9 protein-coding genes are annotated in these 15,096 nt (G+C 41.2%); 1 reads left to right on the forward strand and 8 read right to left on the reverse strand.

Annotation, left to right across the window (positions count from 1 at the left end; all coding sequences use genetic code 11):
- Positions 1-4,519: MucBP domain-containing protein (locus K5Q22_RS05565; protein ID WP_221868597.1), on the reverse strand; the 4,519-nt coding region annotated here is incomplete at its 3' end.
- A gap of 667 nt (positions 4,520-5,186) precedes the next feature.
- On the opposite strand from K5Q22_RS05565, the gene K5Q22_RS05570 reads away from it, so the two are divergent.
- Positions 5,187-5,981: a serine protease gene (locus K5Q22_RS05570; protein ID WP_205013942.1), complete on the forward strand. Its 795-nt coding sequence runs from the start codon at positions 5,187-5,189 to the stop codon at positions 5,979-5,981.
- A gap of 101 nt (positions 5,982-6,082) precedes the next feature.
- Here K5Q22_RS05570 and fni read toward each other — a convergent pair whose 3' ends face one another.
- The 7 genes from fni to K5Q22_RS05605 form a co-directional block, all read right to left on the reverse strand.
- Entirely contained in the window at positions 6,083-7,180 is a 1,098-nt protein-coding gene (gene fni, locus K5Q22_RS05575; RefSeq protein WP_205013940.1) for a type 2 isopentenyl-diphosphate Delta-isomerase, read from the reverse strand.
- A gap of 10 nt (positions 7,181-7,190) precedes the next feature.
- Positions 7,191-8,270 carry a phosphomevalonate kinase gene (locus tag K5Q22_RS05580; RefSeq protein WP_205013938.1) on the reverse strand — a complete coding sequence of 360 codons (1,080 nt, stop codon included), beginning with the start codon at positions 8,268-8,270 and terminating at the stop codon, positions 7,191-7,193.
- A 1-nt stretch (position 8,271) separates the two neighbouring features.
- Positions 8,272-9,297 (reverse strand): diphosphomevalonate decarboxylase, encoded by a 1,026-nt coding sequence (gene mvaD / locus K5Q22_RS05585; protein ID WP_205013936.1) that lies wholly within the window; start codon positions 9,295-9,297, stop codon positions 8,272-8,274.
- Positions 9,290-10,225 carry a mevalonate kinase gene (gene mvk, locus K5Q22_RS05590; RefSeq protein WP_205013934.1) on the reverse strand — a complete coding sequence of 312 codons (936 nt, stop codon included), beginning with the start codon at positions 10,223-10,225 and terminating at the stop codon, positions 9,290-9,292. The genes mvaD and mvk overlap by 8 nt, the downstream gene beginning before the upstream one ends.
- A gap of 527 nt (positions 10,226-10,752) precedes the next feature.
- Positions 10,753-11,628 (reverse strand): helix-turn-helix domain-containing protein, encoded by an 876-nt coding sequence (locus K5Q22_RS09855; RefSeq protein WP_044674073.1) that lies wholly within the window; start codon positions 11,626-11,628, stop codon positions 10,753-10,755.
- A gap of 15 nt (positions 11,629-11,643) precedes the next feature.
- Positions 11,644-13,260: an ABC transporter ATP-binding protein gene (locus tag K5Q22_RS05600; RefSeq protein WP_024414370.1), complete on the reverse strand. Its 1,617-nt coding sequence runs from the start codon at positions 13,258-13,260 to the stop codon at positions 11,644-11,646.
- A 556-nt stretch (positions 13,261-13,816) separates the two neighbouring features.
- Positions 13,817-15,094: an MATE family efflux transporter gene (locus tag K5Q22_RS05605; RefSeq protein ID WP_205013932.1), complete on the reverse strand. Its 1,278-nt coding sequence runs from the start codon at positions 15,092-15,094 to the stop codon at positions 13,817-13,819.
- Positions 15,095-15,096 lie beyond the last annotated feature (2 nt).

Below are 15,096 nucleotides of genomic sequence, written 5' to 3' on the forward strand. Positions count from 1 at the left end.
TAGCTGGTGGGGTGTCACCGTATGGCTCATCGACCGGTGTATCGGTTGGTTTAACTGTCTTATCGTCTGCGATTTCAGTTTCTGTTCCTTCGATAACGTAACGAGCTACTACTGAACCTGTCTTAACGACTGGTGTTTCAACTTTAGTGTAGATGTAAACTACAGTCTTCTCACCTTCTTCAACTTCACCTGTTGGTGTTGCACCTGTTTCATCAACTTTAACAAATGTGTAGCCTTCGAAATTACCAACTGTTGTTTCATAGGTTGAACCTACTTCACCGTCACGAACGACATCAGTTGTATCCGCAAGAACCTCACCTTTATCAGTGATGTGACGAACAAGGACGCTACCTGTCTTAGCAACTGGTGTTTCAACTTTAGTGTAGATGTAAACTACAGTCTTCTCACCTTCTTCAACTTCACCTGTTGGTGTAGCACCTGTTTCATCAACTTTAACAAATGTATAGCCTTCGAAGTTACCAACTGTTGTTTCATAGGTTGAACCTACTTCACCATCACGAACGACATCAGTTGTATCTGCAAGAACCTCACCTTTATCAGTGATGTGACGAACAAGGACGCTACCTGTTTTCTTCTCAACTGGATCTGGTGTATCAACAACTTCTTTGTACTCGTAAGTGATAGTTTGTTCACCTTCTACAACTGTACCGTTGCTTGGGGCATCGCCTTCATTTGTACGAGTGCGTACAAGTGTATAAGTCTTACCACCAAATGAAATTGTAGTTGGAGGTGTGTCGCCGTATGGCTCATCGACTGGGGTATCGGTTGGTTTAACTGTCTTATCGTCTGCGATTTCAGTTTCTGTGCCTTCGATAACATAACGAGCTACTACTGAACCTGTCTTAACGACTGGTGTTTCAACTTTCTCTTTGTACTCGTATGTGATAGTTTGTTCACCTTCTACAACTGTACCGTTGCTTGGAGCATCACCTTCATTTGTACGTGTACGAACAAGTTCGTAGGTCTTACCATCTTTTTCGATTGTTGCTGGTGGTGTGTCACCATATGGCTCATCGACTGGTGTGTCAGTTGGTTTAACTGTCTTATCGTCTGCGATTTCAGTTTCTGTACCCTCGATAACGTAACGAGCTACGACTGAACCTGTCTTAACGACTGGTGTTTCGACTTTCTCTTTGTACTCGTATGTGATGGTTTGTTCGCCTTCTTTAACAACACCGTTTTCTGGGGCGTCACCTTCGTTTGTACGTGTACGAACAAGCTCGTAAGTCTTACCATCTTTTGTGATAGTAGCTGGTGGGGTGTCACCATAGACTTCATCGACTGGGGTATCGGTTGGTTTAACTGTCTTATCGTCTGCGATTTCAGTTTCTGTACCTTCGATAACGTAACGAGCTACGACTGAACCTGTCTTAACGACTGGCGTTTCAACTTTTTCTTTGTACTCGTATGTGATAGTTTGTTCACCTTCTACAACTGTACCGTTGCTTGGGGCATCACCTTCATTTGTACGTGTACGAACAAGTTCGTAAGTCTTACCATCTTTTGTGATAGTAGCTGGTGGAGTATCACCATAAACTTCATCGACTGGGGTATCGGTTGGTTTAACTGTCTTATCGTCTGCGATTTCAGTTTCTGTGCCTTCGATAACATAACGAGCTACTACTGAACCTGTCTTAACGACTGGTGTTTCAACTTTCTCTTTGTACTCGTATGTGATGGTTTGTTCGCCTTCTTTAACAACACCGTTTTCTGGGGCGTCACCTTCATTTGTACGTGTACGAACAAGTTCGTAAGTCTTACCATCTTTTGTGATAGTTGCTGGTGGTGTGTCACCATATGGCTCATCGACTGGGGTATCGTTTGGTTTAACTGTCTTATCGTCTGCGATTTCAGTTTCTGTGCCTTCGATAACGTAACGAGCTACTACTGAACCTGTCTTAACGACTGGTGTTTCAACTTTTTCTTTGTACTCGTATGTGATGGTTTGTTCGCCTTCTACAACTGTACCGTTGCTTGGAGCGTCACCTTCGTTTGTACGTGTACGAACAAGTTCGTAGGTCTTACCATCTTTTTCGATTGTTGCTGGAGGTGTGTCACCATATGGCTCATCGACTGGTGTGTCTGTTGGTTTAACTGTCTTATCGTCTGCGATTTCAGTTTCTGTACCCTCGATAACGTAACGAGCTACTACTGAACCTGTCTTAACGACTGGTGTTTCAACTTTTTCGTATACATAAGTAACTGTCTTAGTCCCTTCTTCAACAGTTCCTTCTGCCGCATCTGAACTTACCAAGTGACCGTCTTCTGTTGTTTCACCAACTGTGTGTGTGCCTGCAACGACACGTTTGTAAGTCACGCCATCTTTTTCGATTGTTTCTGGATACTCATCCGCTGATTCTTTAGTGTTGTAAGTTGAACCAACTTCGCCGTCAGTTGTATCTTTAACAGTTGTCTTCAACTCAAGACCTTCTGTATCAACGTAAGTGATAACAACGTTACCTGTCTTAGGTGTTTCAACTTTTTCTTTGTAGACGTAAGTGATTTTTGTTACACCTTCAACAACTTCACCTGTTACTGGAGCAACACCAAATGTTGTCGTTGTTGCAGTAAGGTTATTGTCTTCACCGACTGTACCAACTGTATAAGTACCTGCAGGAACAAGTTCATACGTTTTACCATCTTTTTCGATAACAGCTGGTTTTTCAGTTGTACCTGTGATTTGTTCTGCGTTATATGCCGTACCTACAGCAGTACCTTCTGGTGAATCAACGTATTGTTTCTGAAGAACATTACCTTCTGTGTCAACGTAGTCAACTACAACTGATCCAGTTTTCACTTCTTGGTATACGTAAGTAACTTTCTTCGTACCTTCAGCAACTTCACCTGAAACTGCATCTGTTCCCAAATCTTTAGTTGTTACTGTCAAGTTTCCATCTGTTCCAACAGTACCTACATTGTAGTTACCAGCAGGGACTAATTTGTAAGTCTTACCATCTTTAGTAATCACAGATGGACGCTCTGAAGTGTCTGTTGAAGCTTTTGTACCTGTATCGTTTGCTGTATTGTAAGCAGTACCGATTGATTCGTTAGCAGTATCAACAAACTGAGTACCGATCTTGTTCCCGTCTGTATCAACGTAATCAACGATAACTGAACCTTTCACTTCTTCGTATACGTAAGTGATTGATTTAGTACCTTCAGCAACTGTACCAGAAACTGCATCTGTACCGAAGTTAAAGTTTGTACCATTTGCTGCCAAGCTACCGTCAGCTTTTACCGTACCAACTGTTGCAGTTGTATCTTTAGCAACCAACTTGTACGTCTTACCATCTTTGGTAATCACTGCTGGACGCTCAGTTGTAGCATCTGATGCTACTGTACCAGTATCTACGGTTGTATCGTAAGCTGTACCTTCAGCCTGGTTTGTAGTATCTTTGAACTCAGTACCGATTACGTTACCTTCAGTATCGACATAGTTAACGATAACTGAACCATACTTGGTATTACTCAAACGAACTGAGAAACGAAGAAGGTCCGCGTTTGTCGTTGAGTCACTTACTTCTCTAACACTATCCGACCAGAATTTGTTCAAACCATTGACACCATCTCCAATAGTATTATTATCAAAGAAGAGTGGTGAAGTTTGATAAGTTGCTGTTGGATACTGTGAGAATGGTGTTGATTGATGATAAAGCTTGAACGTTACTTGTTTAAAGGTACCTACCAAGCGAACAGAACCTGTACCGGCTGGTACCATGTCTGGAAGACGGTAGTCGCCAAGGTACAAATCATCCGCACCAACAACTGCCTTATCATAAGTATTTTTTTCAGTTACTTGAAGAGTAGTATCCGTAACTGTCAAGTTTGTCCCTGTTAATTGCTCTAACTTAACACCAGGTGTAATCAGCTCGAAGTTGGTACTGTTAAATGATCCCTTAGCAACATATACTCTACCGGTAGTATCATCAACAATTGCTTTACCACTACCACCAACACCTGAAAGGTCGATGATTGGATTAGTCACCTCTTCGCTAAAAGTCAAGGTTAACTCAGCATTCTCAACCACACCATTGTAATTCAACTTATCAGCCAAGCTTGTTCCCGGAGTTACAGGAGATGGTTGAAGGTAAACCCCCATCGCTGGAATAGTTGCAGGATCTGGATTTCCCGCCAACATTTCTGCAGTAGCTTTATAATATGATTGATCATCACCTGGTACAAGGTAGCTAATACCTACTCCGTTACCGTTTGTCGGTACGATAGCAGCCGTTACTGTTACTGTTGAACCATCTTCTTTAGTAACAGTTGCCTGACCAGTCGTGTGTGGCGTATAGTCCCACGCTGTCATCTGTGGGTTAACGTTGGGATTGCTTGTCGGAATGTTGTCCGTAAAAGTCCATTTACTGTTTGCAGAATAAGTTTCCTCCGCTGCATAAACAACTACTTGTGGTGCAACAAATGATTCCACCGCTGCGCCTGCCATAAATAGCGTCGCACCTACAGTAACAGAAGCAAGTCCACGCTTAAATTTGCGCAATGAGAAATACTCCTGTTTCTTGATCATCTTTTTTGATTGATCTTTAAACATATGTCTAAATTCTCCCCTAAATTTTTTGACATTCACCTCATATAATAAAGCGAAAATCTATAAGCTGATTATATAAGTTATCTTGGAATTCGTCAATCAAAAAGGCTCATATTCGTTTTGTTTTTTATGTGTTTTTTTGGATAGAAAAATATCCCAATTAGCTAATTTTGAACATTCTTTCAGTAAGGATACTATTTCATTCGCATTTTAATAAAGTAACACAAAAACATTTCATTATATTATATTTTACTTGCTTGAATATTTTTGAATTTTTATTCTATTTTAGCTCCCTAAGATTTGTCAAAATATATTTGTTAAATGAATCCTTGCGTATATTTATCAGCCAGAGATGGATTAAACAATGAATAAACTCTAAAATATACAGTATATTTTCCCAAATTCATCTATAACTACCCAAAAAATGAATATTGTAATATCCATTAATTATTACAATAACAAAACTATAAATTCTGATGTAAAAATTGACTTATTTTCTTTAAACGATTACCTCTTTTTGATTGACTTTCAAAAAATATAGTAATATAATAATTTACGAAAGGTATCAGCTAATATTTAATGAAGAGAGGGTTATTTATGTTATAAAAAGGAGAAATGTATGTCTAAAAAATTAGCAATGATTGTTGCAATAATATTGTTGTACTTCTCATATATATCCCCTACAAAGGCTATAGCTAACACTATACGCGAACCACTTACAACAGAAGAAAAGGTAATCAGTCCGAACAACTTAATTTATGCCCTGAATATAGATAAGACAGAGAACGGTGTTATGAGATGTACAGGAACTTACATTGGAGATAATTATCTCTTAACCGCCGGTCATTGCATGACTGATCGTCATGGTAGTATTAATTCTACACAGAGTGCAACTGCGGAAACAAATGCTGCTAGTCATCCTGTAGCTTTTAAAGCTTTTAAGAAATCCGTCTTCTCAGGAAATCCATTTAAACCAATGTCTGGCTATGCAGGTTTTCAAAACTTTAAAAACGATGTTGGCTTAATCAAGGTAAGCGAGCCCGCATCTGTTCCTCTTGATACTAGTGGAGTACATCTTACTGTTCATAACGATTTACAATATCTTGTCGGAAAAACAATTAGCACTGTCGGCTACTCTCGCTATTTCAAAGGAGATTTGACAAAAACACAAGGTACCGTGCTGCGTGTTGAAGAAGACGGTACTTTAACCGTTGATTTCTATGTAGCTGAGCAAAACTCTGGTTCTCCTGTTTTTTACAATGGAGAGATTATCGGAGTAGTCACTGGTGTTGCAGATGTCCCAAATTGTCAAGGTTCTCCAATGTGTAGCAAAGCAACAATTACTCCGTTTACAATGGATATGAAAGCCAAACTATTTGATCCAAACGGAATTCCAGTTTCTGTTATTGAATAATAACCATTAACATCCCTTTCTATATATTAGCTGTTCATGAAAATAAAAGAACTATCTCGTAACTATGAAATGTAGTTTTGAGATAGTTCTTTCTTTAATGCTTATTTTACCAATTGCGACCGACGGGCATAGGCTTTCCAGTCAATCCCACGCGCTTCGCACCAGTTTTGTACATTTGGCGCCAAGACCAAATCTTTCTGACGGAGTTCCGCAATGTTTTTTGCACCCAACATGGTCATGATTTCAGCCATCTGCCATTGGAAGGTTTTAATAGCCTGCAGGCCGTCATCAAAACGATGCCCCTTACCATCCTTGACATACTGAAGGAAATGATTGGACATACCAACAAGGTCTGCACCGAGGGCCAATGATTTGACAATATCTAGTGGCGTCTTAATACCACCAGATGCAATCAGGCTTGGGCGAACTTCTTCAGGAACAGCCATAGCTTCCACCAAGGATGTCACAGTTGACTGCCCCCAACCTTCTAGATAGGTATAATCATTGAAGGTACGGCGGGCATTTTCAATCTTGGCGAAATCTGTCCCCCCAGTCCCAGACACATCAATGGTCTTGACACCGACAGAAGCCAGTTGGGCCACTGTTTCACGGCTCATACCAAAACCAACTTCCTTGACAATGACAGGTACTTCCATCTCCCGCACCAAGTTTTCAATATTCTTCAACCACATGGTAAAATCACGGTCTCCCTCAGGCATGACAATCTCCTGGGGTGCATTGACATGGATTTGGATGGCATTGGCCTCCAACAAATCCACCGCCCGCTTGGCATTCTCAACACTGTGGTGGGCACCTAGATTGGCAAAAATAATGCCATAAGGATTTTCCCGACGCATAACGGAGAAGGTTTCCGCAACAGACGGATCCTTGATCGCCGCACTAACCGAACCTGAAGCCAGAGCAATCTTCCCAAAATGCCCCATAATTCCCAAGAGACGATTGATTTCCCGCGTCTTCTTGCTTCCTCCGGTCATGGCATTGATGAAGAAAGGAAAGGCAAAGTCCAAACCAGCTACACTGGTCGAAATATCCACTTCATCCACCTTGGTCTGAGGTAGGGAATGATGGACAAACAAGGTCTCCGTAAAGTCCTTGGCCGGTGTGGCACTATATTGCTGGTTGGCCAAGCCAACGTGTTGATCCTTGCGGTCTAAACCAAATTCTCCTAGATAAAACATAGGGTTCTCCTTATTCTCTACTTGTGATCTTTAGTTGGAGTGGAAGAATGCCGGCTTGCTGCCAAGCCTTCTCAATCGCTACTTTTTGTTCCTTACTGTCTACCAAGCAAATGCCGCAGTCACCACCGCCTGCACCAGATGATTTGGCCACCGCCCCATAAGTCTGGGCCAGGTCACAGAGTTGGCTCAGTCGAGGCGTTTCAATGACCAAGCCCATTCCTCTCGCAAAGTCTTGTAAGAGCTTGCGGTTCTGAGTAATGGCCTGTCTTGCTGACGCTGAGTCATTTGTCTGACAAGCTACTATCAACTGCTCTACACAGGTCTTGGAGTCGGCTAGAAACTGGCTATGAATGTGCTCTTTTTCTGCCTGACTTTTTTGGCTTTCCATCTGGGAAACCAATCGATCTGTCGAAGCCGCCGACCCTGTCCAGCCAACCAAGAGGTCTAAGCCTTCTGGTAGCTGGATCGGACTGATGGACAAACCCTGCCAATCACTTTCTACCAGATCAAGCAGGGACAGCTCTGCCATTTTCCCTAAAAGCCAAGAACGGTCCAGGGAATGATAGGCAATCAAGCCACCAAAACTGGAAGCCGCCAAGTCACCGAAGGAACCCGTCATACCTAGCTTGGTCTGGACCAGGGCTGCCAGCTTGTAGATCAGCAGGGCATCTGGTCGGTGACCGTAGTAGGTTAGCAGGGCCTTGACCGTCGCAACCGTCACTGCCCCTGACGACCCCAAGCCATACTTGGTACCTGAAGTCTGGTCATCCAGGTCAGATTGGACCGCTAGGCTGTAGGTTGCTTGACAGGACTGACCTTTGGCTGTCAGATAGGCTTCTGTCACCTGCATAGCTGTTTCAATCAGAGTATAGGGATGGTCCCCTTGGACATGAACGACACCTTCCTGACGTTCCCAGGTCAGATAGAGATCTGCTTGCTGGCTGGAATGAAGAAGACCGTGGTCACTTGGTTCAATGGTGACAGTCAGGTATTGGTCAAGGGCCGCAATCACTGCGGGATAGCCTGCCTCGACAACTGCGTATTCCCCTGCTAGAAAGAGTTTTCCAGGTATCTTTACTTGTACTTTCATGCTACAAGCCCTTTTCAAACGCTGCTTGCGAAGCCTGCCACTCGTCTTCGCTGAGGACGTAGGCAGCAGGACCAGGCTTGCTGGTGATGATTTTCTCTCTTGGGAAGACTTTGGTCAATTCAGCTACTAGCTCATCCATTTGACTTGCTCGGCAGAGGACCTTGACATTTGGACCTGCATCCATAGTCATGTAGGCTGACAAGCCACTTACCTCACGAACCTGACGAACAGCCTCTTGGGCCACTAGGCTATCAGCTGACCAGTAGGTAAAAGGCGGATTGGCAGAAAGAGTTGTTGCATGCATTTTCATACCATTGTGCTCTGTGATTTGACCAAGTTTTTCAAAATCACGGTTGGCAATAGCTGCCTTGATGTCCACCAAGTCTTGTTTGGCGGTTTCTACCCAGGCGGAATAAAATGGCGAGGTAGCAACCGTGTGGTCCATTCCCTCTCGGCTGGCAATCTTTTTCGGTCCAGTATTGACGGCTAAGACGACCATGGCAATATCCCAATCGGCATCGTCAATGGGATGGGCCATAGAATCTTCCGAACCCGTTCCCATATCCCACTCGACAAATCCACCGAATAGGCTGCGGGTGCTGGAGCCAGAACCCCTGCGAGCAAGGGTTGATAGGGTGGCTGGTGACAAATCTAAATCCAAGGCAGTTGCAGTTGCAAGTGCAAGTGCTGCGAAGGCTGATGCTGAGCTGGCCAAACCAGCCGCAGTCGGAACAAAATTTAGACTTTCCACTCGGGCAAATGCCCTTTCACCTATATATTCGCAAAACAAATCCAAAAATCGAGAAATTTTAAAAATTTCTTTTTCTTTTTGTAAGATTCCGTTGAGATAGAACTCATCCGCAGTTAATTCTGGGTCAAAAACGACCTTGGTATCGGTATAAAATGCGTCAAGGGTCAGGGATAGACTGGAATTCATGGGTAGGAATAATTCCTTATCGCGTTTTCCCCAGTATTTAATCAAGGCAATATTGGTATGGGCACGAGCTATGCCTGTTTGTTTAGTCATTGGTTTCTCCTAAGTACTGTATCCAGGTTTGGCGGGCACCTGCTTGGTCAAGGATGTGTGCAAGATTTTGGGCATCCTGGGCTGTTCTTGCCAGGGCAATCATGCAGCCACCTCGACCGCCACCAGTTAATTTGGCTCCGAGGGCTCCATTTTCTTGGGCAAGGCTGACTAGCTTATCCAGGCTAGGATCAGACACACCTAATTTTTGCAGGAGGCCATGAGCTTGGTTCATTCTGCCACCTAGAAGCTCTGCCTGGTCTGTGGCTAAATCTTCCTTGGCCTGTCGGGTCAAGTTGCCCAGTTCTTCTACTAGTTTGATAGCCTCTGGCTTTTTCTCCAACAAATCCGCCACGTCTGAAATGGCTTCTAAGGTGTTTCCCGTTACGCCTGTATCAGCCACTACCAAGTGGGCACGGAGTTTCAGCTCCAAGGGTTCGATGGGCTGGTGCTTGATAAAGAAGACGGGGGACTTGCCGCTGGTGGTCGCCGCATCAATGCCTGATGGATTGCCGTGAGCAATTTTTTCCGAAGACTGAACGATGTCCCAGAGTTCGCTGTCGGTCAGTTCTTTCTTATAGTAGGCAAAGAGGGCGCGTGCTACTGCAACTGCCACGGCTGCACTGGAGCCCATGCCACGCTCAGCAGGAATGGTGGAACTAATCTCGATATGAATAGCTGGGTCTGTCGGCGCTCCGATACGATAGAGCGAGAAACGGATGGCATGCTTGAGGCTTTCCCAGATTTTTGGCATCTTGTGAACTAAGCCTTTATAGAAGTCACAAGCAACAGTCAGCGCTTCCCCTTGAGCAGTTACCTGAGCAATAATTTCAACAGCAGAAAAAGGCATAGCAATAGCAGGCTGCCCATAGACCACCGCATGCTCTCCCATCAAAATGATTTTCCCATTTGCTTTTCCTACTACCGACATACTTTTCTCCTTATACAATCACTACTATTATACCACTTTTACATAAGAATAAAACACACGAAAACAGCCGACCGCGGCCGACTGTTCTCTGGAGATTATATGATACCTAGCTCTTTTTCGCGTGCGACTTAGAGATAGGGACACCTTTAGGTGAAAAGATGGACGAATATAAACTAAACAAACTTCCAAAATGCGCCGAAACACGAAAACAGCCGACCGCAAAATGAGGCTGTATATTTCCTCTTTGCTTTGAGTTTCAAGGCTCAGACCTCTTACAGTCCACTGAACTGTAAAATTCATACGATTTTATATATTATCGTATCTAAAAATTTGAATACAACCTAGAAACTCGGAACTATTAATACTTCTCATCTTTTTACACCAATCAAAAACACCTAATTCCAACTCATTCTGAGGAATTTAGATGTTTTATCATCATCTGAACTGATTCCAAATTTTAACTTAGCATCACTGATGGAATCTTATCTCCGAATAATATCACATATGTAAGCAATAATACACTAAATTTAATGAATTTCTTTTTCGTCTTGCGACTCCTGTTCCAATAAATCTATAAGGAGTGACTGAGCTAAATTTTTTAAGAGTTCATCGCCTTCTAAGTCATAAACAATTATTGATTTTTTGACCATATCAATTGCCTCTGAAATAATGGAGCGTTTTGCTAATATGTTGGCTCTCATTAACAAAGTATTGCCTAACATAAATAAAGTATTTCGGCTCTTTAACAATTCTAGTGATTCTGCATTGTAAACCAAGGCTTTTTCAAAGTTGTTACACAGGTACAAAATTCTAGAATATCCGTATTGAAATAATACTTTCAACTCCCAATCATTTGATTCATGATAGTGATGAATGAGACTTTCATATTGGTTCAATGATACTGCATACTCTTCTAACTCCGAATATATTCCCGCAATAGCAATACCAACTCGTAAAAATAGATTAGAGTTTTCAACCAAAGTAGGCAGCAACCCTTCCAAAATCTCTAAAGCTTCATTTGACTTTTTGTATTTCCCAAATAACAATACCCCGTTAAGGTATTGTATATATGGACTTTGAATCGGAGATACAGAATCTTTTGAAATAAACTGCAAAAAATATTCCAATGTATCATACTCTCTTCGGTAAAGAATGGATTTCAATTCATCCGTAAGAATCGATTCCTCTGTACTCTTCTTTAGTTGAAACAATTCCAATATCACACTAGAATCAATGTCTAATTTTTTGACGAGCTTAAAAAATAATTCGACTGATGGAGAAACCTCAGCTTTTTCAATTTTACTAATAACTGCCTGAGCACAAATACCCTCAGACAGTTCTTTTTGACTAAACCCTTTCTCCAAACGCGTCCGCTTAATAAGACTAGCAATTTTTTCTTTCACAATTCACATTCCAATTCATAGTATTTTCTCTATTGTACCACTATTCGGATGAATTTCCCATATCTCATCGTATAGGCCAAGATCCGACTCTGAATAGTGATGAGCAACCTCAAAGATTGTAATTGGTAAATTGGCAAGCTTTTTACGAATGAGGGCTGAGGATTGTTTATCAATTGCTGATGTCCCCTCATCAACTAACAAGATTTTCTTATTATGAAGGAGGGCTCTAGCAATCTCAATACGTTGTTTTTGTCCTCCTGATAACTGCGCCCCATTTTCACCATAATATTTCTCTAAACAATCTTCACCTAGCTCTTCTACCAACCCTAGCTCTGAAAGCAAGGTTAACAACTCCTCCTCACGAACTGACTCAAGCGCCATTAGGAGATTCTCTTTTAAACTTGCCTCAAAATAGTAGGGCGATTGTTGGATTCTTGCCATTTGATTGCTAGGATTACTTATTTTTTTCTGATGATTTAATACAGATATTTCCCCTTCCAACGGTTGCAGTACACCCTGTATGCTATCTAGTAAGGTCGTCTTTCCACTTCCTGAAGCACCTCTAATAAGTATTTTACGACCATATGGGACTGTAGCATTAAAATTTTTGATAATTGCTGCCCCATGTCCAATGGCTACTCCTGAAAAATGAATCTCAGGCGTCACTATTGATTCATCAATATGATTTTCAGACACTTCCTGTTGCTGAGAATCCTGTAACATTTTCTCTAATTTTTTTCGAGTTGGCTCCGTTGATTGTATCATCCGTAAATAGTTCGAAACATTTCTAAATGGATAGATAACACGGTCGCTGGCTAAAAATAAAGCGATAACAATACTAGCATCTAGTTTCCCTTGGGTTACAAATACTAGAGCTACAGTTATTGGAACAATATAACTTAACCACGATAGCATGGAAGAAACGAGATTAACTATGCTGTGTTTATTATTTAATGCCTCATTACTATTTTCTAAGTCATTGACAACTGTCTCAGCCATCCCTAAAAACTTACGATTCGCACCATATGTCCATAGAACCGAAAAACCTTGAAAAATATCTTTTATGCTACGAATAAATTTCTCATTCGACTTTGTAAAGTGCTCTGTTGCTGTTCCTAGATATTTGCTAAATAGTATTGCTGGCAACATTGGAAGAAATGAGAAAATAATAAATAATACAGAAATTGCAGGACTTAGATAGACAAGATATATCAATGAAACTGCCCCTAAAAGACTGTAGTATAAGCAATCAAAAAGAACGGAAAAATATTTATCTTCTACTAATTTTAAATCTACTGTTAATACCGCAAGAGACTCTGTAACATCTAATGCATTTCCCTTATTTCCAAGATAGTTTAACAGCTCCATCTTATACTTTTTATGCAGATTTTTTAGTAAATCGTTTTTTATTATTGAAACAAATAAATCTGATAATTGAATCAATAAATAGAACAATATACTGCAACCGGCGAATAGTAAAACATCTTTTACAGTTGATTCCGAGCTAAATTGACTAACTCTCGAAATAACTTGAGACATAATAATACCGTCAAAACTCGCTCCTACCAATGCAAGCAAGAGTAAACATATTTTAAACTTAGGCAATATTCTCCATACCTGTTTTAATTTCATAATCCGTTCTCCATTTTCTAAAGATTTCATCAAGTAAATATAAAGCAAATTCTGAGGGTGCTGTTTGCACACCTTGCTTATATTTTACGTATCTGTATAAGACAAGTATAGAATACTTTTCCAGAAAAATCAATTACTTTTTTGTTTATTTTATAATTTTTATAATATTTTTGAATTATATTCTGTTTTAGAGTGTCTTTTTACTAAAAATCTATCTAAAGAGAAAAATTCACTTTACAGATTTAACTAGATATAAAAAGTCTGAAAATGATTTTAGTTGAAAAAGTCTGTTAACAAAGATAGGGACACCTTTAGGTGAAAAGATGGACGAATATAACTAAGCAAACTTCCAAAATGCGCCGAAACACGAAAACAGTCGACCGCAGTCGACTGTTCTCTAGGAGATTATATGAAAAAGATATGCCAGCCGTTTGAGCTTTAGCTCTTACGGATGACGATACTGAATACTATTCAGTAAAGTTGTTCGCTATTTCTAGCTTGAATATAGTATATAGCTACTAACTTAAAAGAAACTGAAAGTTTTCTTAGCCCTATCTTAAATTGATTCTTGTTTTGAATACCTATACTGAAAAAATAGCACCCCTGCTCGGAAGGCATTATCTAAAATCGTTGCAATCCAAATGGCTGACAAACCGATTTTAAAAAATGTTACAAGTAAATAAGCTATGCCAATCCGCACTAGCCACATACCGATAGTTGTGGCATAAAAGGGTAATCTAGCATTTCCTAAACCTTGCCAAAGAGCTGTCAAAATAAGAGTGCCAGCTGTAAAGGGAACTCCCAACATGGCATAAAATAATACTGTTTGACTAGCTTGTGCTACTTGAATATCCTTAGTATAAAGACCGATCAGGAAAGGCCCCGCAAAATAAGTCACACCAGCCACCAAAAACATAAACAGCAAAGAAAGGCCAAAGCTTGTTCGAAAAATATGTCGGACCATAGCCTTATCCTGTCTGTGTTTCGCTGTAAGGATAATTGTCGCGGTAGCAATCCCTAAAGCCGGCATATAATTAAACTGCGTCAGGGTTTCTCCAATCGCATTTCCAGCTACCGTCGCTGTTCCTAAGCTGGTAATCAAAGCTACGACTACCACATCTCCCACCCGCATCATCAACCGTTCACCAGTTGCTGGCAGGGCAAGTCTAAGCAGTTCTTTATCAAAGGACCAGGTCCATGGTTTTAAAGAAATCGGTAAGCGAGACCAAAGCAGACTACAACCAATCAATCGCGATAATACCGTTCCAATCGCAACCCCAGCTACACCTGCATGAAGCACAAAGACTGCAAATGCTGAAAATAGTGCATTTAAAATGTTAGAAAACAGGCTGATATACATAGGAAAACGTGGTTCCCCCAAGGTTCGTAAGATTGCACTCAAACTTGTCATAAGTCCCAAAAAAAGCGCTCCCCCACCAACCAATATCAAATAAAGACCTCCAGCCTGTACCACTTCTGACTCTGCCCCCAAGCTAGTAAGTACTATTGGACCTGCCAGAACTGAAAAAATTCCTAAAATAAGACCGATAAAAACTGTAAACTTGACACTTTCACTAGCAGTTCCTCCAATGCCTTCTGAGGCCTCTTCACCTAAAGTCTGAGCCAAACGAGAAGACACCGCTGCTGCTAGGGCAATAAAAACCGCCTGATAGACGGCTAAAATATTATTAGCAAGGGAAACTCCAGACAAAGCTACGATGCCAATACTGGCTACTAGATAAGAGTCTACTACCCCCATTAACATCTGGAGAAGGTTTTCCCCCATGGCTGGAAAGGCAATGGTTAAAATTTCTTTATAGGTTTGTTTGTTCATAA

Source organism: Streptococcus sp. 2018162 (assembly GCF_019754175.1).
Taxonomy (GTDB): domain Bacteria; phylum Bacillota; class Bacilli; order Lactobacillales; family Streptococcaceae; genus Streptococcus; species Streptococcus hashimotonensis.

Excerpts from the sequence above, each read along its gene's own strand:
- mvk (WP_205013934.1), bottom strand. The coding sequence starts at position 10,225 with ATGTCGGTAGTAGGAAAAGCAAATGGGAAAATCATTTTGATGGGAGAG.
- fni (WP_205013940.1), bottom strand. The coding sequence starts at position 7,180 with ATGTTTTATCTAGGAGAATTTGGTTTAGACCGCAAGGATCAACACGTT.
- K5Q22_RS05570 (WP_205013942.1), top strand. The coding sequence starts at position 5,187 with ATGTCTAAAAAATTAGCAATGATTGTTGCAATAATATTGTTGTACTTC.
- K5Q22_RS05580 (WP_205013938.1), bottom strand. The coding sequence starts at position 8,270 with ATGAAAGTACAAGTAAAGATACCTGGAAAACTCTTTCTAGCAGGGGAA.
- K5Q22_RS05600 (WP_024414370.1), bottom strand. The coding sequence starts at position 13,260 with ATGAAATTAAAACAGGTATGGAGAATATTGCCTAAGTTTAAAATATGT.
- K5Q22_RS05605 (WP_205013932.1), bottom strand. The coding sequence starts at position 15,094 with ATGAACAAACAAACCTATAAAGAAATTTTAACCATTGCCTTTCCAGCC.
- mvaD (WP_205013936.1), bottom strand. The coding sequence starts at position 9,297 with ATGACTAAACAAACAGGCATAGCTCGTGCCCATACCAATATTGCCTTG.